Source organism: Methanohalophilus profundi, assembly GCF_004137855.1.
Taxonomy (GTDB): Archaea; Halobacteriota; Methanosarcinia; order Methanosarcinales; family Methanosarcinaceae; genus Methanohalophilus; species Methanohalophilus profundi.
In genome coordinates, this window is the sequence record NZ_QBKB01000002.1 from 1008286 (window position 1) to 1026567 (window position 18282).

22 protein-coding genes and 1 pseudogene are annotated in these 18282 nt (G+C 41.2%); 21 read left to right on the forward strand and 2 right to left on the reverse strand.

The features are described 5' to 3' along the window. The 7 genes from C9889_RS10080 to C9889_RS05385 form a co-directional block, all read left to right on the forward strand. Positions 1 to 1499: NosD domain-containing protein (locus tag C9889_RS10080; RefSeq protein ID WP_164999292.1), on the forward strand; the 1499-nt coding region annotated here is incomplete at its 5' end. A 163-nt stretch (positions 1500 to 1662) separates the two neighbouring features. Further along, positions 1663 to 1851 (forward strand): hypothetical protein, encoded by a 189-nt coding sequence (locus C9889_RS05360; RefSeq protein ID WP_129597768.1) that lies wholly within the window; start codon positions 1663 to 1665, stop codon positions 1849 to 1851. Further along, positions 1848 to 2159 (forward strand): nucleotidyltransferase family protein, encoded by a 312-nt coding sequence (locus C9889_RS05365; protein WP_129597770.1) that lies wholly within the window; start codon positions 1848 to 1850, stop codon positions 2157 to 2159. Before C9889_RS05360 ends, C9889_RS05365 begins: the two co-directional genes overlap by 4 nt. A 216-nt stretch (positions 2160 to 2375) precedes the next feature. Beyond that, positions 2376 to 2789, forward strand: a complete 414-nt coding sequence (gene tnpA / locus C9889_RS05370; RefSeq protein WP_129597772.1) for an IS200/IS605 family transposase — start codon at positions 2376 to 2378, stop codon at positions 2787 to 2789. After that, entirely contained in the window at positions 2786 to 3790 is a 1005-nt protein-coding gene (locus C9889_RS05375; protein WP_129597774.1) for an RNA-guided endonuclease InsQ/TnpB family protein, read from the forward strand. Before tnpA ends, C9889_RS05375 begins: the two co-directional genes overlap by 4 nt. A gap of 117 nt (positions 3791 to 3907) precedes the next feature. After that, positions 3908 to 4162, forward strand: a complete 255-nt coding sequence (locus C9889_RS05380) for a type II toxin-antitoxin system HicB family antitoxin (RefSeq protein ID WP_096713087.1) — start codon at positions 3908 to 3910, stop codon at positions 4160 to 4162. After that, positions 4155 to 4376 (forward strand): type II toxin-antitoxin system HicA family toxin, encoded by a 222-nt coding sequence (locus C9889_RS05385; RefSeq protein WP_096713086.1) that lies wholly within the window; start codon positions 4155 to 4157, stop codon positions 4374 to 4376. The genes C9889_RS05380 and C9889_RS05385 overlap by 8 nt, the downstream gene beginning before the upstream one ends. Before the next feature lie 11 nt (positions 4377 to 4387). On the opposite strand, the gene C9889_RS05390 is transcribed toward C9889_RS05385, so the two are convergent. Then, positions 4388 to 5296 carry an NAD-dependent epimerase/dehydratase family protein gene (locus C9889_RS05390; protein WP_129597776.1) on the reverse strand — a complete coding sequence of 303 codons (909 nt, stop codon included), beginning with the start codon at positions 5294 to 5296 and terminating at the stop codon, positions 4388 to 4390. 238 nt (positions 5297 to 5534) lie between these two features. On the opposite strand from C9889_RS05390, the gene C9889_RS10405 reads away from it, so the two are divergent. Beyond that, positions 5535 to 6362, forward strand: coding sequence for a glycosyltransferase (locus C9889_RS10405; RefSeq protein WP_225420104.1), 828 nt, complete (start codon positions 5535 to 5537; stop codon positions 6360 to 6362). Further along, positions 6359 to 7048 carry a glycosyltransferase family protein gene (locus C9889_RS10410; RefSeq protein WP_225420001.1) on the forward strand — a complete coding sequence of 230 codons (690 nt, stop codon included), beginning with the start codon at positions 6359 to 6361 and terminating at the stop codon, positions 7046 to 7048. Before C9889_RS10405 ends, C9889_RS10410 begins: the two co-directional genes overlap by 4 nt. A gap of 4 nt (positions 7049 to 7052) precedes the next feature. Here C9889_RS10410 and C9889_RS11450 read toward each other — a convergent pair whose 3' ends face one another. Beyond that, a complete protein-coding gene (locus tag C9889_RS11450) occupies positions 7053 to 7562 on the reverse strand; it encodes a metal-dependent hydrolase (RefSeq protein ID WP_129597779.1) in 510 nt (169 codons plus the stop codon). Positions 7563 to 7629: 67 nt separating this feature from the next. Here C9889_RS11450 and C9889_RS05405 point away from each other — a divergent pair, with 67 nt between their 5' ends. From C9889_RS05405 to C9889_RS05455, 12 genes and pseudogenes are all read left to right on the forward strand, one after another. Next, the gene (locus tag C9889_RS05405) at positions 7630 to 8490 is read left to right on the forward strand and encodes a polysaccharide deacetylase family protein (RefSeq protein WP_225420002.1); all 861 of its coding nucleotides are present in this window, start codon (positions 7630 to 7632) and stop codon (positions 8488 to 8490) included. Between the two features lie 43 nt (positions 8491 to 8533). Beyond that, positions 8534 to 8926, forward strand: a complete 393-nt coding sequence (gene acpS / locus C9889_RS05410; RefSeq protein ID WP_129597783.1) for a holo-ACP synthase — start codon at positions 8534 to 8536, stop codon at positions 8924 to 8926. After that, entirely contained in the window at positions 8919 to 9152 is a 234-nt protein-coding gene (locus C9889_RS05415; RefSeq protein ID WP_129597785.1) for an acyl carrier protein, read from the forward strand. Before acpS ends, C9889_RS05415 begins: the two co-directional genes overlap by 8 nt. Positions 9153 to 9169: 17 nt before the next feature. Further along, positions 9170 to 11746, forward strand: coding sequence for a LuxE/PaaK family acyltransferase (locus C9889_RS10415; protein ID WP_225420105.1), 2577 nt, complete (start codon positions 9170 to 9172; stop codon positions 11744 to 11746). Positions 11747 to 11839: 93 nt separating this feature from the next. After that, entirely contained in the window at positions 11840 to 13042 is a 1203-nt protein-coding gene (locus C9889_RS05425) for an acyl-CoA reductase (protein ID WP_225420003.1), read from the forward strand. An 82-nt stretch (positions 13043 to 13124) separates the two neighbouring features. Beyond that, positions 13125 to 13798 (forward strand): annotated as a pseudogene (locus C9889_RS05430) (3-oxoacyl-ACP reductase family protein). 17 nt (positions 13799 to 13815) lie between these two features. Beyond that, on the forward strand, positions 13816 to 13965 hold the full coding sequence (locus C9889_RS10085) for a hypothetical protein (RefSeq protein WP_164999293.1): 150 nt from the start codon (positions 13816 to 13818) through the stop codon (positions 13963 to 13965). Between the two features lie 6 nt (positions 13966 to 13971). Continuing rightward, a complete protein-coding gene (locus C9889_RS11180; protein ID WP_191985822.1) occupies positions 13972 to 14343 on the forward strand; it encodes an acyltransferase in 372 nt (123 codons plus the stop codon). A gap of 88 nt (positions 14344 to 14431) precedes the next feature. Then, positions 14432 to 14593 carry an LbetaH domain-containing protein gene (locus C9889_RS05440; protein WP_129597787.1) on the forward strand — a complete coding sequence of 54 codons (162 nt, stop codon included), beginning with the start codon at positions 14432 to 14434 and terminating at the stop codon, positions 14591 to 14593. Continuing rightward, entirely contained in the window at positions 14590 to 15486 is an 897-nt protein-coding gene (locus tag C9889_RS05445) for a DUF354 domain-containing protein (RefSeq protein ID WP_225420004.1), read from the forward strand. The genes C9889_RS05440 and C9889_RS05445 overlap by 4 nt, the downstream gene beginning before the upstream one ends. Before the next feature lie 143 nt (positions 15487 to 15629). After that, a complete protein-coding gene (locus C9889_RS05450) occupies positions 15630 to 16946 on the forward strand; it encodes a nucleotide sugar dehydrogenase (protein ID WP_129597789.1) in 1317 nt (438 codons plus the stop codon). Beyond that, complete coding sequence (locus tag C9889_RS05455; RefSeq protein ID WP_129597791.1) at positions 16943 to 18280, forward strand: phenylacetate--CoA ligase family protein; 1338 nt, start codon at positions 16943 to 16945, stop codon at positions 18278 to 18280. The genes C9889_RS05450 and C9889_RS05455 overlap by 4 nt, the downstream gene beginning before the upstream one ends. Positions 18281 to 18282: the final 2 nt, after the last annotated feature.

Consider the following 18282-nt stretch of genomic DNA (forward strand, 5'->3'; position numbering starts at 1 on the left):
TGTCTTCTTCGAGCGACAACAACCTCACGAGCAACACTGCATCGAACAACTACTGCGGCATCCGCCTGCATTATTCGAGCGACGACAACACGCTCACGAACAACACCGCATCGAACAACTACTACGGCATCTACCTGTCTTCTTCGAGCAACAACAACCTCACGAACAACACAATGAATGAGAATACGTATAATTTTAGGCTACATGGCAGTTCTGAGCCTCATTTTGCTAATCAAATAGATACAAATAATTTAGTTGATGGGAAACCAATCTATTACGTAAGAAACACCTCAAATGAAGGTTATAACTCTTCGATAAACGCAGGAACATTTTACATTATAAATGGAGTAAATATCACTCTAACGGATCTTAACTTAACAACAAATCATTATGGAATATTCTTGTGGAACACTACTGATTCAAATATACAAAATGTAAGTGTATCAAATAACAACTGCGGCATCTATCTGGTTTCTTCGAGCGACAACAACACACTCACGAGCAACACCGCCAGTAACAACAACTACGGCATTTATGTGATTAGTTCAAATGATAATATTTTTTATGACAACTATTTCAACAACAGTGCCAATGTTTATGACAGTTACGACAACATCTGGAACACAACCAAAACCGAAGGGACGAACATCATAGGTGGTTCATGGCTTGGCGGGAACTACTGGTCTGATTATGAAGGTATCGATACGGACAGTGACGATCTGGGCGATACCTTGACTCCATATAACTCATCAGGCAACATAAATGGTGGCGACTATCATCCACTGACAATGCCAGATACGACAGAACCACCCGCACCAACAGATGATACAGATACAAGCAATGGACCTGTAAACTATCCAACACCACTCCCTGAGAATGTTGCGAACAGTGAAGTTAAAGGAACCATATTCAACGAGCCTGTGACATCTGCTGACCTTAAATTCACTAAAGGTTACATAACTCTGGTAACAGTCGATGCAAAAGACAAAATTTCTGAAGTGATAATCACAATGCAGGAACTTAAGGGTAAACCATCTGAGATCAAAGTAACTCCACCTTCCGGTGTTGTACATACTTATCATAACATCGACCTGGGGCGAATTGAAAATAGTGATCTTGCAGGTGCTACCATCAAGTTCAGGGCTGAAAAGAAATGGATCGCAGACAATGGCGGAGACAGAAATGCAGTTGTTGTCATGCGCTATCATGACGATTGGATGGCACTTGAAACCAAACCAATAGGTGAGGACGATGAGTATGTATTCTTCAGTGCAAGAACTCCTGGCTTTTCCACGTTTGTAATCACAATGGAATCGGAGGAAGAAGTTACTCCTGCGGAAGTGCAAACTCCTGAGCATGTTGTTGAAGATGAGGTAGATGAACCGGCACCTGTGCAGGCGGAATCACAAGAAGGAAAGTCTTATTGGTGGCTTGTACTTGTTGTGGGTGCCGTTATTGCCGGTGTGATCTTTTTTTGTTTACAAGAACAGAAAAGATGAAGAAGAAAAGTAGACAACTATGATGTAAATGCCGGTGGTTCCGGCCACAGAGGTCACAGAGGTCACAGAGATTGTAGCAACTTTTCCTCTGTGTAACTCGGTGCCCTCTGTGGCTTGAATTATACTTGCGGAGTGGTATATAACTACAAACTAATTTCCAACTATGTCTGAAAAGATCGACCCAGGAGAAATTGTGCATTTAAGAGCAATCAGGGAAAATCTCATTTTAATCAAAAATTATATGGTTGATATTGATTCGATTATGACCGAAGATGACAATCTGTATTTGAATCGATACAGGTCTGAGAAGAAGGCTGGTACACTTATCTCTCACGAGGAACTGAAATTATGAGTAAATCCGAAAAAGTCCCGCCGGGATTGGATGAGATAAAACTCCTGATCAATGAACACCGGAAAGAGATCAGGCAGGAGTACAAGGCCGAAATTGTCGGAATCTTCGGGTCCTATGCCAGAGGGGAAGAAAAACCGGGAAGTGATGTTGATGTGCTGGTCAATTTTGATACCGCAGCCACCCTGTTTGATCTTGTGGGACTTGGCGACTATCTTGAGGAACTGCTCGGATTGCCTGTGGACGTGGTATCAAAACGAGCCCTGCACCCCGGAATGCAGGATGATGTCCTGAAAGAGGTGACCCCATGAGAGATTCTCTACTTTATATCTCAGAGATGATCGATGCAGTCCTTTTCCATTGAGGATTGCCAGTCTACTTCTAAATGAGGATAATTACGGCAGGAAGGCAGAAAGCCTACATGCTTTAGCAGTAGGATGAATGCCGTCAATTATACAATGTTAATTAGGTACCAACCATCAAATAAAAACGTTATATATCTTGAAAGCGTATACTATTATGGTAATATGGAACTACAAAATTATAATAAGAAATATCAATCTAGGAATCATTTAGTGTATAGCTGCCAGTACCATGTAATCTTTTGTCCGAAATACAGGAGAAAAGTATTGACGGATGGCATAGATGAACGCTTAAAACAACTCATAACGGAGACACAGGAAGAGTATGGTTATGAAGTCTTAGATATGGAAGTAATGCCTGATCATGTTCATTTGCTGTTAGACGTTGATCCTAAAGTTGGCATCTATAGCGTTGTAACAAAAATCAAAGGATATACTTCTAAACAACTAAGAGAACAATTTCCAGCATTAAAGAAAAGAATTCCGACATTATGGACTCGTTCAAAGTTCATATCAAGTGTTGGATCAGTGTCCTTAGATGTAGTTAAACGGTACATAGAGGAGCAAAAACATGTATGATACTAACCTATAAGCTCAAACACAACAAGGATTTCTCAGATGAATTGAGGAAAGCTAAGCAGGTAGCGGAGTTTGGGGTTAAAAACAGAACTCTATCCTCTAAAGATGTTAAGCATTTTGGGCTTAAATCTGCAATATCGAATCAGATACTCAGGAAATATGTTAAAAACAAAAAAGTGAAATCTGTAAGATCGGTTCAACTAACAGTACCAAATCAAAGTATCAAAGTGGATAAGAAAAACAGAAAAATAACAATACCTTGTCTTAAACTTGTACTGAACTATCAGTTTCCAGATTTTGAAGAGATTAACCAAATCGAGATTGGTAAAGAATATGCCTGTATATCTGTAACAATTCCTGGAGGGAATGAATATGAACCTGAACACTGGATAGGTGTGGACAGGAATACCACAGGACATGTCGTTGTTGCTGGTGAACCTGATAGTGGAAAGGTGATAAAACTTGGAAAACATGCGCAGCATACCCATACCAAATATAAAAATATCAGGAAGCGATTGCAGAAACGAGGTAAACACAAGAAGGTCAAACAAATTAAAAATCGGGAAAGCAGAATAGTTCGTGATTTAAATCACAAGATGAGCAGGAAAATTGTTGATACTGCCAAATCAAATAATAGTGGAATTAAACTTGAGAATCTTAAAGGCATAAGGAAAAACCGCAAACATGCAAAATCATTCAAGTACTCCCTGAACAGTTGGTCATTCTATCAATTGCAAACAATGATAGAATACAAGGCCAAGCTGCTTGGGGTACCGATTTCCTATATAGATCCGGCATATACTTCTCAGAAATGCAGCAGGTGTGGACATATTGGAGATAGGAATGGCAAACAGTTTGAGTGTCCTGCATGTGGACACGTTGATCATGCGGATGTTAATGCAGCTTTCAATATTGCGTTATCTCCATACATGAGTCAATCCAGTGCAGAAAGTGATGTACTGGAAGGGAGCACTGATACCCCTGAAGTGGCAATGGCTTGAAAGCAGTCAACCATAGAACCCCATGTACTTTAGTCGTGGGAGTATGTCAGTAAATATCTGAAATAAACAATGCTATATACAATCCCCAAAGTGATAATTGCTTGAGATGATAAGTCGATGTTGATCGAATATATACAGGCAGCCCTTGAAAGAGCCAAATATGAGATAATTGAAGATGAAAAGGAGCCTTACTATGGAGAAATACCTGAACTCGAAGGGGTCTGGGCAACAGGCACTTCTCTTGAAGAATGCCGTAAGAACCTGGAGGAAATCATCGAGGAGTGGCTCATTTTAAGATTGCGTAGAAATCTCCCCATTCCCCCTCTTGGCAACCATACAATAGACGATCTCGGAGAATTTGCCGTTGCCTAAGCTAAATCCTGTAGACTGGAAAACCCTTGTAAAAAGACTCAGAGAATTGGGTTTTGAGGGTCCCTATTCCGGAGGAAAGCATCCGTTTATGGTAAAAGGCGATCTTGTTTTAACCATACCAAATCCACACAAAGGGAAAATTGGTGTGGCTTTACTAAAAAGAATTCTTAAGCAGGCCAAAATCGCCAGGGACAAATGGCTTGAAACAAATTAATATTGTTAGCCTCACTCCCCCGCAAACTCCGCCAGCCCCTCCTCCAGGCAAACTTGCGGGACAAAACCCAGCCCTTGCGCCGCGCTGATGTCGGCCACGCTGTGGCGGATGTCACCGGTGCGGGCATCCCGGTATTCCGGGGCCAGGTCACTGCCAAAAACATCCTGCACGATTTCGGCGAGCCGGTTGACGGTGGTCTGTGTGCCTGTGCCGGCATTGAAGACCCTGCCGATGGCTTCGCCCTTTTCGACCAGCAGTTCCACCAGATCCACGATGTCGTGCACCGAGATGAAATCGCGGGTCTGCTCGCCGTCGCCGAAGATTACCGGGGATTGGCCGGCTTTGGCACGCTCGATGAACTTGGTGATGACACCGGAGTAGGGATTGGAGGGGTCCTGACGGGGACTGTAGATGTTGAAGGGGCGCAGCACTGCTACGGGCAGGTCGAAGGCGCGGTGGTACATGAGGGCGTACTGTTCGCCGGTGAGTTTGCTGGCGCCGTAGGGGGAGAGGGGTTGTGTGGGATGGTTCTCATCGATGGGTGTGTGTAAGGTGTCGCCGTAGATGGCGGCGGAGCTGAAGTAGACGAAGCGTTCCAGGCTGGTCCGGCGGGCGGCCTCGAGGAGATTGAGGGTACCGAGAATATTGTTTTCGCAGTCAAAGAGCGGCTGGTCCAGGGAGCGATTGACATCGATCTGGGCGGCGGTGTGGATGACGACATCGGCCTGCCCGACCAGCCGTACCACTTCCGGGCCCCGGATGTCGCCGATGACCAGCCGGACTCCTGCGGGCACGTCGTGTCGGCAGGGAGAGGATGTATTGTCCAGCACGATTACTTTGTTGTCTGTGCAGAAGCGGTCTGTCAGATACGAGCCGACCTGGCCCAGCCCGCCGGTGATGAGGATTGTTTGGGAGTGCATGGCATAAGGATTAACAGACGTTGTAAATATATATTGTGCAATAAAGGCAAATGTGGCAGCAGGGTTTTTTGTATTACACAAATTGGAATCAGAAATAGGGCAGAGGAGAATGATTAGTATTTTATGGAAGGGAACTGTACACGGCAAGCAAAATTGATAAATATAATTAAAAGAATTGATTGTTTCAATTCCATAAAATCGAAATGAATTCATATAAATGGGTGGTAAATGTTTGCCAATGGTTGCAATAATTCCGGCTTATGATGCAGAGGTTCATTTAAGAGAGATCATATCAAGGGCCAGACTTTATGTCGATAAAGTTGTGGTGGTGGATGACGGCAGTGATGATGCTACTGCATTCATTGCCGAGTCGATGGAAGCTATTCTGGTACAACATGAGGTCAACCGGGGTAAAGCCCTGGCTCTTAAAACGGGTTTTGAAGAAGCGAGCAAACATGACCCTGCCATTATTGTGACCCTGTATGCCAATGGCAGACATAATCCCGATGACATACCCAAAATCACCAGTCCTATCATGCGAAAGGAGGCGGATGTGGTTTGCGGTTGTTATTCCGGGGAAGAAGAGTGTCCTGCAGAAGTTTCCGATTTCATACACAACACCTGTGGATTCAGTGCTTTTTCTCCTGCGGCCTATGAACAGTTGAAGTTCACCGAAACCGGTGACGGTGTGGAGACCGAGATGTTGCGGGAAGCCGAAGATGCAGGATGCCGGTTCAAGGGTGTCCAGTTATACAAAGCCTCCCCGGAAAAAGAACATCTCCTGCAGGAACATAAGATCGGAGTGGTCGTGCCGGCCTACAATGAGGAAAAACTGATTGTACCGACCATTGAAGGAATCCCCGAGTATGTGGACCGTATCTATGTTATCAATGATTACAGTACGGATAATACGGCAGAAGTGCTCAATTCCATTGAAGACCCGCGACTCTTTGTTATCAATCATGAGACTAATAAAGGAGTGGGAGCGGCGCTGATCAGCGGCTACAAGCGCGCCTTAAAGGAGGATATGGATATCGTGGCCATTAGGCCGGGGACAACCAGATGAACCCGGACCAGTTACCCAAACTCCTGTACCCGATTATCGAGGGCAAGGCGGATTACACCAAGGGCAACCGCCTGTTCAGTGCCGAGTTCAGGAGCGGCATGAGCAAGTGGCGTACCCTGGGCAACGGCCTGCTTACGATGATCACCAAGATAGGCAGCGGCTACTGGCATATCATGGACCCCCAGAACGGCTATACAGCCATCTCCCGGGAAGCCCTGGCCAATATCGGGCTGGATGAGGTCTACACCTATTACGGCTACTGCAACCATATGCTGGTGCGCCTCAATGCCTTTGGTTTCCGTACGCTGGATGTGGTGATGCCTGCCCGCTACGGCAATGAGAAGTCCACCATCAAGTACGGCCCATATATGGTGAAGGTCTCCCTGATGCTGTTTCGCAGTTTCCTGTGGCGCCTGAAGATGAAGTACATGGTCCTGAATTTCCATCCGCTGGTACTGTTCTACACCTTATCGATGATAATGCTGCCTGCAGGGGTATTGTTCGGCCTGTATATTTTGATCCGCAAGATGCTGTCTTTATCGGTATCGACCAATTATCCCCTGCTGGATGCGGTGATTTTGATCGCAGGCCTGCAGTTCTTGCTGTTTGCGATGCTGTTTGACATGCAGGAGTCGGAGAGGGATATGAGAAGCCATGAGATGAGGAGCAATCAGCCCTATGAATAAGTTTTTAAGAGGTGCGAAGGCGTTGTCTCAATTTTGCGGCGGTGAAGATCAGGATTATTATAAGGCCGATAAGTTCGGTGGCCAGGCCCAGGGAGAGGCTGCCGTCCAGTATCCGGCCGTAGGCAGTGGAAAGGTACTGCCAGAAGGAGCCGTACTGCGTTCCCCTGCCAAACTCCCAGCCCAGCAGGGGCCAGAGGAAGGTCTGCGGGCTCTGCCATATACTGTCCAGCAGCAGGTGGACGGTACTGGCCGCGGCCAGGATGAGCAGGCGTGTGTCTTTCCTGCGCATATAGAGAAAATATCCGGCCAGACCCAGCGCCACAACAAAGAGCAGGGAATGTGCAAAGATCCTGCCGCTGGCAAAGGTATCGGCAAAGAGCACCCGTCCTATGAGTTTGTCAATGAGGTCGGGCAGTATGGAGCCTATGATCACGTACCAGTAGTTGATGTTTCTGCCTCTTGTGGCAATGTAGAAGAGTGCCAGGGTTATGCCGATGTGTGCGAAGGGAAGCATGCTAACGGGAATAGCCTTCTAATGTTAAAAAGGATGTGATGCTCTGGGAAACAGTCTGGCGATTACGGTGGATGTGGAGGACTGGTATCACATACCTTCGGTCTGCAGTTCTCCATTTTCAGAATACAGGGATGTCGACGAGTTCTTTGAAAACTGGGATTCCAGATATGATTACCTCTCAGAACCAACACAAAGAGTACTGGATCTGCTGGAACGTTTCGATGTGAAAGCCACGTTTTTTGTGGTTGCCGATATTGTGGAGAATTATCCCGGGCTTGTGGAGTCCATAGCAGAGAAGGGACATGAGATTGCCTGTCATGGGCTGCATCACCAATGTAAGATCGATCCTAAGACCAAAGAACCTTTAATTACACCTGAACAATTCGAAAAGCAGACCCTCAAAGCCAAAAAGATCCTTGAAAAAGCATCTGGACAGGAAGTTAAAGGCTACAGGGCGCCCAACGCTTTAATCGGTGGCTGGATGCTTGATTGTCTTGAAAATATTGGATTTGAATATGATTCTTCAGTATGTGTCAATTCCCTGTACAACAAAACGGATTCTTCTCTGGAAGGTGTTTCCACCACTCCCTATTATCCCGCGAAAGGGTCTCTGGAGAAGGGAAAGCCGAGAGACATATTGGAACATCCCTGGGCATACTATGACTTTGCAGGTTTCAAGGTCCCAACTTCAGGGGGTCCGATGCTGCGTTTTCTCGGAGCACGCATGATGCTTAAAGGACTTAAGCAAAGTTTAAAACGGGGAAATACAGTCTTTTATTTCCATCCCATTGATATTGCGTATGAAAAATTCCCTCAGATCGGAAAAGGCAGACCCATGTACTGGGCCATTAAGGGGAATATGGTGGAGAAGAGGATTGAGTATATATTGAAAGAATTAAAAAGCACTCACATAGATTGCTTAGGATAAAAGTTTAATAATTGCTAAAAGATGATGGCAAGGGATTAAAGGAATGAATTTATCCAATAATATTACCAATTTCGGAGTGGGAACTGATATTGAATCCGTTGAAAGATTTAATAATTATACTCTGAGTGACGACTCAAATTTTCTCAGAAGTATCTTTTCTGAAAGTGAACTGGTATATTGTTTTTCAAAAGAAAGTCCTGCAAATCATCTTGCAGTAAGATTTGTCGGAAAAGAATCTGTAATTAAAGCATTATATAGTATTGGCATTGAAGATGTCTTTTACAGGGATATTGAAATATTGAATAAATCCAACGGAGTTCCTTATATCAAATTAGATGATATGTATAAAAACATTCAATTTCAAATTAGCTTATCTCATTCAAAAGAAAACGCTATTGCTTTTGTGATAGCTATGGAGGTTACTGACAATGAGTGAAGAAGATACTATAAAAAAGATATTTGGAGAAGTTATTGGAATCGATGAATCAGAAATTACTGATTCTATCGCCTACAATTCACATGAATCATGGGATTCACTGGTTCATCTTGAACTTGTAAATGAGTTAGAAGATGAATTTGATGTAGAATTCGAAATGGATGACATTATTGCAATGGAAACATTTGGAAAAGTAAAAGAAATTGTAAAGAAATATCTTTCTTAAGTCCAACAGTGGTAGATATGAATTATGTTGATTTCCTGTTTGAAAATAGCAAAGATTTAGATAAGGTAGCTATAGAATATGAAGATAAATGTATCGATTATTCCAATCTCTATTCACAAGTTAATTCATTAGCTTCATATCTAAATGACAAATATGGAGCAGGAAATCAGATAATGCTTTTATCTGAAAACAACCTTTTTTTCATTATTTCATATCTATCAATTTTAAAAAGTGGGAATGTTGCTGTATTGGCAGAAACAAGAATTTCTGACCGTGATTTGGAAACTGTGCTGTCCAGTTGTTCGATCAAATGTATTTTTGCTCAAAGTAAATATACACCAAAATTCAATAATTGCGATAGCATTTTTACAGAAAGTGTCCTTGAAGAACTTCCCGATATTTTAGAAGATTGCCCACGGTTAGTAAACCCCAATGACCTTGCAGTTGTGGTTTTCACATCCGGGAGCACTGGAACAAAAAAAGGAGTGATGCTTTCTCATAAAAATCTGATTGCCAATACATGTTCTATTGTTGAATACCTTGGATTGGATGAGTCTGACAAAGTACTTGTTGCACTCCCATTTTTCTACTGTTATGGCGCTTCTCTCTTACATACGCATCTTAGAGCCGGCGGTAGTGTTGTTTTGAGTAATTCTATATTTTTGGGTTCAGTCCTGAAAGATATAGATAAATATCGATGTACCGGGTTTTCAGGAGTCCCCAGCACATTCCAGATATTGATAAATAGAACTCCCTTTTTGGAGCAAGAGTTCCCAACTCTGAGATATTTTACTCAGGCTGGAGGAAAACTTGAAAACAAATTCATAACCAGAATCGCAGATGCATTTCCGGATAAATCGTTCTATGTTATGTATGGTGCTACAGAAGCAACATCCAGAATGTCCTATTTACCTCCACATCTTATTAAAGAAAAATTGGGTTCTATCGGAAAAGGAATACCAGGAGTGAAACTTGAAGTTTTGAACTCTTCTGGTAATCCGATAAAACCAGGGGAGATCGGTGAGATTACTGCTGTTGGTGAAAACATTATGCAAGGTTACCTGAATGATACTGAAGGTACCAAGAAAAAAGTAAAAAATGGACGATTATACACCGATGACCTGGCTACAATCGACGAAGATGGTTTCATCTATATCGTTGGAAGAGCAAATAATCTCATCAAATCTGCAGGTTATAGAATCGCACCCAACGAAATTCAAGATATAATTAATGGGATAAAGGGTGTGAACACATCGGTAGTTATCGGAATTAATGATGATATTATGGGAGAAGCTGTAACTGCAGTAGTCAAGCCATCAGATTCTGGCTCTGATGAGCTAAAAGAACATATTATCTCGCTTTGCAGCAAAAATCTCCCTTCTTATAAGGTGCCAAAACATATTGTATTCATGGATGCTTTTCCCTTAAATTCCTCAAATAAAATCGATCGCATCAAATTGAAGGAAACTGTAGAAGAGAATTTGCTAAAGAGCAGTAATCCAAAACTCGACTCTGTGGATGAGATTCTAAAAGTCGATCCATATTCGTTAACAGATAGTGAAAAGGAAGCTATTCTGTTACCTATCCTCAAAGAACAACTTCAAAAGGCACAGAATAACCCACACATAAAGAATTTCTTTGAAAAACAAAACATCAGTGTTTCAGATATAAATTCACTTGAAGATATTCCACCATTGCCAGTCCAGATGTTCAAGTATTTCGATCTTGAAATATGCCCTAAAGATGAGGTCTATAAAATCTTACAATCAAGTGGCACTACAAGTGGAAAAAAAAGCAGGGTACCACTGAGCAAAACAACTACCATAAACCAAACAAAAGCCCTGAAGTCCATCCTTTCAGATTATCTTGGGAAAAAAAGACGAATATTCCTCGTTATTGACCATGAAGGCATGAATAATTCTGTTGATACATTTTCTGCCAGAACTGCCGGCATAAGGGGATTAAGCATTTTCTCCAAGAAGATATTCTATCTCTTAAAAGAAGAAAATGGAAAATTGGTACTTAACCTGCCTGTTATAAAGGAAGTTATTGAGAAATATACAGATTATGACGTTTACGTTTTTGGATTTACATATATTATCTGGTCTACATTTTACAAACAAATACTTGATGAAGACTTAAATTTCAGTTTTAATGATATTAAAATATTCCATAGCGGTGGCTGGAAAAAACTGAAAAATGAGCAGGTTTCTAAAGAAGTTTTTTCAGATTCAATTGCAAATATATTCAATACTGAAAGTAAAAATGTTCTTGACTTTTATGGAATGGCTGAACAGACAGGAATCATATTTGTGGATTGCGAATATGGAAATAAACATGTGCCTGCCTTCTCACAAGTGATTGTAAGAGATCCTCAAACACTTAAAACGTGTGATGTAAATCAGATTGGAATGATCGAAGTTATGAGCGTCCTTGCAGACAGTTATTATGGCCAGGCAATACTGACTGAAGATCTTGGCCATCTTGTTGGAATGGACAACTGCCCCTGCGGCAGAAAAGGCAGATACTTCAAGTTCAAATCAAGAGTTGAAAAGGCCGAAGTAAGGGGTTGCGGAGATACATTTAAGGAGTGATAAAATGATACAATGTTATCTTCTCGATGGTGATTTCAAGGAAACGGCTCACGAAGATTTTCCAAGATATCTGAGGTCGTAGAACAAAACCGAATGGCAATTTCTGCAATCCCACTGGAAGCTATCATAGATATACTGGGCCAGCTTGGAAAACGTATCCTTAAACAACCTTCATTGAATCAATATCAAGGTATCAGTTATATCTCTTTATGGCTCAGAAAAGATAATCTCAGGAAAATATGTGAATTGAATTATTCAAATCTTGATTATCTTGATCATTTCACAAAGATAAACACCAGACTTGAGATGTATGCCCAGCCCAGAGGAATCGTATGCCACTGGGTTGCCGGCAACATGCCTACACTGGCCTTTTTTTCCGCAGTACAGGCAATCTTGTCTCGTAATGGAAGTATAATCAAAGTGCCAGCAGATTACAGGGATTTGATTTTGAATATATTAGATATTTTGAACGGTATTAGGACAGATGTCGACGGCAATATTTTCTACGGTGCTGATATTGTAAGATTGATAGCGATTGTTTCTTTTGAAGGGAAAAATCAACTATTAAGTGCCGGGCTTTCAAAGGTTGCCGATTGCAAACTCATATACGGAGGCTCTGAGGCTATTAAAACAATAGCAGCTTTGCCTCAGAAAGAATCCTGTGAAACAATCATTTATGGTCCAAAATATTCATTTGCGGCTTTTGATAAGGAATACATAGAGAGTGAACAATTTGAAGATGCTTTGAAAAACTGTGTTACTGATGTGGCCCTTTTCAATCAGATGGCCTGTTCATCTCCACATACTTTCTTTTTTGAAAAGAGCAAATATTCAATAGAAGAAGTTGCTGAGAAATTGAAAACGTATTTTGAACAACTTCCGGATAATCTACTATATCAAAACAAATCACAATGGATGGCTGCAAATACTATTAATGAGAGAGCAAAATATCTTCTCAGTTATGATACAGGTATAATAAAATCAGAAGGCCTGGAATGGACTATCCTGATAAATAGCAAATCTTCGTTAGAAGAACCGGTTTTTGGTAAATGTCTATTCATTAAAGAAGTTGATGATGTCAGAGATACACTTGATCATATCACAAGAAAAGTGCAGGCAATGACTATATGTATTGCTGATCAGAATGACAGAAGAGAATTTGCAAAGGATGCTACTTACAGAGGTGTTGACAGAATAACCACTCCCGGCCATATACATGATTATGACCTTCCCTGGGATGGAATCCTACCTTTGAACCGCCTTGTAAGATGGGTAATCCTAAAAACTGAAAATTGATATAAAGGTGATATTTATGCTTGAAGGTAAAGTTGTACTGGTAACAGGAGCAAGCCGCGGTATCGGAAGAGCCACAGCCCTTATGGCAGCCCAAAACCATGCAAAGGTGATTGTCAATTACAATAACAGTGAAGATAAAGCGGCCGAACTGGTCGATCTGATCAGAGAGCAGGGTAATGAAGCCACCATGATAAAAGCCGATGTATCCAATGAAGATGAAGTCAAACAGATGTTCAAACAGATCAAGAAAGATTATTCCAGAATTGATGTTTTGGTGAACAATGCAGGGATTATGAAGGACTCATTATTGATGTTTACAAAGGCAGAACTATTTGATGAAATTATTAATACAAATTGTAAAGGTACTTTCCTCTGTTCCAGATATGCATCAAAAATGATGATTAAGCAAAAATCCGGCAAAATAATCAATCTTTCTTCCATTATTGGCACACAAGGTAGTAAAGGCCAGTCAATATATTCCGGAAGCAAGGCGTTGTCGTTGGATTTACCAAATCCCTTGCAAAAGAGCTTGGAAGTTACGGTATAAAAGTAAACGCTGTTGCACCAGGGTCTATTGAAACTGACATGTTAAACGTTTATGATGACGAAATTCTTGAAAATCTTAAATCAAATATTTCGCTTGAAAGATTGGGCAAACCAGAAGATGTGGCAAATGTAATAATCTTTTTATCTTCTGATATGGGAGATTATGTCAGTGGGCAAGTAATTGGTGTTGATGGAAACCAATCGATTTAAAAATATTCGGAGAAAGCATGATATCAAACCGGGATAAAGAAACCTATAATGAAGTTGTAGAGCATTATGGTGGCAATAAGTTATCCTTTGGCCTTAAATTTTTAAAAAATTGGTTTTTAGAAAGATTAGCTAATAGTTGTCCTATTCCTTCATGGAGAGCAAAATAGCATAAAATGAGAGGAGTTAACATAGGCAATAATGTCTATGTAGGATATGATGTTGTATTTGATAGAATTCACCCAGAACTGATCACTGTAGGGGATTATTCCGAAATTGGAGATAAATGCATATTTTCTGCTCATTCAAGAGGCACTTTGACCACCAGGCATGCATATCCACGAAAAATGGAACCCATAGAAATCGGATCAGGTGTATCCATCACTCCAGGCTGTATAATTATTCAAGGTGTAACAATCGGTAATGATTCCATAATAGGTGTAGGGTCCGTAGTTAGCAGAGATATTCCACCAAATAGCCTTGCTATGGGCTATCCTGCAAGAGTCATCAAAAAAATAGGCAAGGAAGAACAAGATAAGGAATCATAATCATGAAAAATATAGTAATTGATTCACCTATTCTTCGTGACAAATATCCTCGCAGCGAGCACCTGTGAAAATTGGAAAAGGAGTCTGGATGGCGCCCGGTTGCATCGTGATACAGGGAGTTGAAATCGGAGATAATTCAGTTATAGGCACAGGTGCTGTAGTAAATAAAGATATACCTAAGAATAGTGTTGCTGTAGGTGTACCTGCGAAGGTTGTTAAGAAGTTAGACATTGAAGGTGACCCTGAATGAGAATTATTGTAGACATTGCCCATCCGGCACATGTTCATTTTTTTAAAAATTTCATATGGGAGATGGAAAAAAGAGGTAATGAAGTAATCATTACAGCAGGAGATAAGGAAGTAACACTAAAATTGCTTGATAATTATGGTTTCAAATATCATTTCACCTGTAAGAGAACAACCGGATATAAATTGATGTTTGAAATTGTAAAACGAGATCTTCAGATGCTAAAATTCGTTAAAAAATACAATCCTGATATTGTAATGGGCATTGCAAGTACAATTTCGGCCCATGTTTCAAGAGTAACTGATGCAAAATCCATTGTATTTACAGACACAGAACACACAAAACTGGCAGATATGATTACATATCCTTTTTCTGATTTAATTGTAACTCCATCCTGCTATTCCAAAGACCTGGGCAAAAAACAGATCCGCTACAACGGCTATCATGAACTTGCCTATCTGCATCCCAACTACTTCACCCCCGACCCGGCGGTGCTCGAAGAACTCGGACTTGAAGAGGGCGACCCTTTCATTATACTGAGATTTGTCTCATGGGAAGCCAGTCATGATATAGGCCATCATGGCATCCAGAACAAAATAGAGTTTGTGAAAGAACTTGAAAAATATGGACGTGTGTTGATAACTTCGGAAGGCGATCTGGGGCCGGAATTTGAGAAGTATAAAATAAAAGTGTCTCCCGAAAAGCTGCATGACATGCTTTATTATGCTACTTTGTATATTGGAGAGGGGGCGACAACGGCTTCTGAATGTGCAATCCTTGGCACCCATGCAATATATGTAAATACCCTCCGACTCGGATATACTGATGAACAGGAAGAAAAATACGGCCTTGTCTATAATTTTTCTAATCCGAATACCTGTGAAAAGACGCACTAAATAAGGCTACAGAATTGCTTGAAAATGAAAAATTATGGAAAGATGGAAAGGAAAAAAAGGAAAAATTGCTTTCCGACAAAATTGATGTGACGGAATTTATGGTTAATTTCGTAGAAGAATATAGTTAATCTAAGAGGGGTATTATGAAAAACCTTACAGATAAAGTAGAAAACAAGAATGTATGTGTAGGAATCATTGGCTTAGGTTATGTGGGCCTCCCTCTTGCGATTGCCTTCTCCACCAAATTTAAAACCGTAGGCTTTGATGTGGATGAATCCTACGTAAATGAGATTCAAAAAGGCAAATCCAATATAATAGACGTACCGGATGAAACATTACAGCAATATCTTGACAAAACCTTTTATCCCACATCCGATTCTCAGAAACTGTCTGAATGTGATTTCCTGATCATTTGTGTCCCTACTCCTCTTACCGAGCAGAAAGAACCTGATCTCAAATATGTAAAAAGTGCAACACAGATTGCTGCAGATGTGCTTGACAAAAGCAAATTCGTGATACTTGAAAGCACTACCTATCCCGGCACCACTGAAGAAATAGTCAGATCAATCCTGGAAGATTCGGGACTGAAAGCCGGCGAAGATTTCGGACTTGCATATTCTCCCGAGAGGATAGACCCCGGTAATACAAAATACAATGTCCAGAATACTCCAAAGGTGGTTGGGGGAATTAATCCTGAATGTACAGAAATTGCAACAACCCTTTACAGCTGTGTTATTGACAACGTGGTAAGTGTCAGGGATCCAAAAACCGCAGAGGCGGTAAAGATTGTGGAGAATATATTCCGGAATGTGAACATTGCTCTTGTCAACGAACTGGCCCTGATTTTTGAAAGAATGAATATTGATGCCTGGGAAGTGATAGATGCAGCTGCTACCAAACCCTATGGATTCATGCCATTTTATCCCGGACCGGGTATTGGAGGCCACTGTATCCCGCTTGACCCCTACTACATGTCCTACAAAGCCAAGAAACATGGCTTTATACCCCGTTTCATTGAGACTTCCGGTGAGATCAACGAGTACATGAAGATACATGCAGTCAATCTGGTGGAAAAGGGACTTGCCAAAGTGGACAAGAAACTCTATGGTTCAAACGTGGCTGTAATGGGGCTTGCTTACAAGAAGAATGTAGGAGATACAAGGGAATCTCCGAGTATCAAGATTATTGAAGAACTTGTGGGAAACGGGGCTAACATCAGGGTGTATGATCCTTATGCGGAATCAATTGATACCAGAAAAGGCACCTATTATTCAGAAAACTGTATCGATGATGCACTAAAGAAGGCAGATGCTGCCATTTTTGTGGTTGATCATTATGAGTTTGGATCACTTGATATTGATCTGGGTGTAATGAATAATCCGGTTGTAATAGATTGCAAAAATATTGTCAAGAATTGTGATGATGCTGTGTATTATGGAATTGGGAGAATCATTCAATGAACGGACTGAGCAAACCCCTCTTCATCCTTGCACATCAGGTGGGCGACCGCAATTTCTATCCCACCTACAAACGGTTGCTTGCAAACCAGTGGCAGAGCTATGCCCAGCAGAAAGAATCCCAGGAGATGCAGTTGAGGAAGATGGTGGATTTTGTGTGGGAGAATGTACCCTACTACCACAGATTGTTCCGGGAACTCGGGATTGGGCCTGAAGATATAAGGCTGGTAGAGGATCTGGAGAAACTCCCCATTCTCACAAAGGATATCATTAAGGAAAACTGGGAAGATTTCAAACCGAAGAATCTGGAGAAAATGAAATATTATACCAACTCTACCGGAGGGTCCACTGGAGAACCTTTTAAATATAGGCTCCAGAAATATGATCGCTTCCTGTCCGGTGCACTATTATACAGAGGATGGGGGTATGCCGGATATGAACTGGGAGATAAGATGGTTTTCCTTGCCGGCTCATCGTTGGATGTCGGAACAGAACCAATAATTAGCAAAAAAGCCCACGAAATATCAAGGAATGTAAAAAAATTATCTTCGTTTGATATGGGATCCGATGATATTCAAAGCTATGTAAAAACTATTAATTCATTCAAACCAAAGTTTCTGAGAGGTTATGCATCAGCAATCAATCTCTTTGCAAATTATGTGGCTGAAAATGACTTGGATATTCATCAGATGGATGGTGTGTTCACAAGTGCTGAAAAATTATTCCCTGTAATGAGAAGAAATATTAAGAGCGCTTTTAACTGTGATGTATATGATGGTTATGGTCTCAATGATGGCGGGATAGGTGCCTACGAGTGCCCTGAGCACAATGGATTACATATCGATACTGAGCGAAGTATAATGGAGATTGTGAACAAGGATGGGACACAATTAAATGAAGGTGTTGGAGAGGTACTTGCTACCAGCCTGAATAATTATGCAATGCCATTTATACGCTATGATACCGGTGATATGGGCCATCTTCTTGAGGACCAGTGTAGTTGCGGACGTGGATCGAAATTGCTGAAAGAAATATTAGGTAGGTCGATTGATATCTTAATAACTCCCGAAGGAAAACAGGTACATGGCTGGTTTTTCATTTATATGTTCTGGGAATACTCTAAAGGAATAAAGGAATATCAGGTAGTGCAAAAATCTCTGGAAAATATTGTGATCAAAATAGTCCCAGAGGATGATTTTGATGAAAAGCAACTAAATATGATAAAATCGGTTGTTCACAGTAAATCTCATGGGTGGAATGTGGAGTTTAAATATGTGGATTACATTGAAAAAACAAATGCTGGAAAGCATAAATTTATAATAAATAACTATTGGTGAAT

Excerpts from the sequence above, each read along its gene's own strand:
- C9889_RS05360 (WP_129597768.1), top strand. The coding sequence starts at position 1,663 with ATGTCTGAAAAGATCGACCCAGGAGAAATTGTGCATTTAAGAGCAATC.
- C9889_RS05365 (WP_129597770.1), top strand. The coding sequence starts at position 1,848 with ATGAGTAAATCCGAAAAAGTCCCGCCGGGATTGGATGAGATAAAACTC.
- tnpA (WP_129597772.1), top strand. The coding sequence starts at position 2,376 with ATGGAACTACAAAATTATAATAAGAAATATCAATCTAGGAATCATTTA.
- C9889_RS05375 (WP_129597774.1), top strand. The coding sequence starts at position 2,786 with ATGATACTAACCTATAAGCTCAAACACAACAAGGATTTCTCAGATGAA.
- C9889_RS05380 (WP_096713087.1), top strand. The coding sequence starts at position 3,908 with ATGTTGATCGAATATATACAGGCAGCCCTTGAAAGAGCCAAATATGAG.
- C9889_RS05390 (WP_129597776.1), bottom strand. The coding sequence starts at position 5,296 with ATGCACTCCCAAACAATCCTCATCACCGGCGGGCTGGGCCAGGTCGGC.
- C9889_RS10405 (WP_225420104.1), top strand. The coding sequence starts at position 5,535 with ATGGTTGCAATAATTCCGGCTTATGATGCAGAGGTTCATTTAAGAGAG.
- C9889_RS10410 (WP_225420001.1), top strand. The coding sequence starts at position 6,359 with ATGAACCCGGACCAGTTACCCAAACTCCTGTACCCGATTATCGAGGGC.
- C9889_RS11450 (WP_129597779.1), bottom strand. The coding sequence starts at position 7,562 with ATGCTTCCCTTCGCACACATCGGCATAACCCTGGCACTCTTCTACATT.
- acpS (WP_129597783.1), top strand. The coding sequence starts at position 8,534 with ATGAATTTATCCAATAATATTACCAATTTCGGAGTGGGAACTGATATT.
- C9889_RS05415 (WP_129597785.1), top strand. The coding sequence starts at position 8,919 with ATGAGTGAAGAAGATACTATAAAAAAGATATTTGGAGAAGTTATTGGA.
- C9889_RS10415 (WP_225420105.1), top strand. The coding sequence starts at position 9,170 with ATGAATTATGTTGATTTCCTGTTTGAAAATAGCAAAGATTTAGATAAG.
- C9889_RS05425 (WP_225420003.1), top strand. The coding sequence starts at position 11,840 with ATGGCAATTTCTGCAATCCCACTGGAAGCTATCATAGATATACTGGGC.
- C9889_RS10085 (WP_164999293.1), top strand. The coding sequence starts at position 13,816 with ATGATATCAAACCGGGATAAAGAAACCTATAATGAAGTTGTAGAGCAT.
- C9889_RS11180 (WP_191985822.1), top strand. The coding sequence starts at position 13,972 with ATGAGAGGAGTTAACATAGGCAATAATGTCTATGTAGGATATGATGTT.
- C9889_RS05440 (WP_129597787.1), top strand. The coding sequence starts at position 14,432 with ATGGCGCCCGGTTGCATCGTGATACAGGGAGTTGAAATCGGAGATAAT.
- C9889_RS05445 (WP_225420004.1), top strand. The coding sequence starts at position 14,590 with ATGAGAATTATTGTAGACATTGCCCATCCGGCACATGTTCATTTTTTT.
- C9889_RS05450 (WP_129597789.1), top strand. The coding sequence starts at position 15,630 with ATGAAAAACCTTACAGATAAAGTAGAAAACAAGAATGTATGTGTAGGA.
- C9889_RS05455 (WP_129597791.1), top strand. The coding sequence starts at position 16,943 with ATGAACGGACTGAGCAAACCCCTCTTCATCCTTGCACATCAGGTGGGC.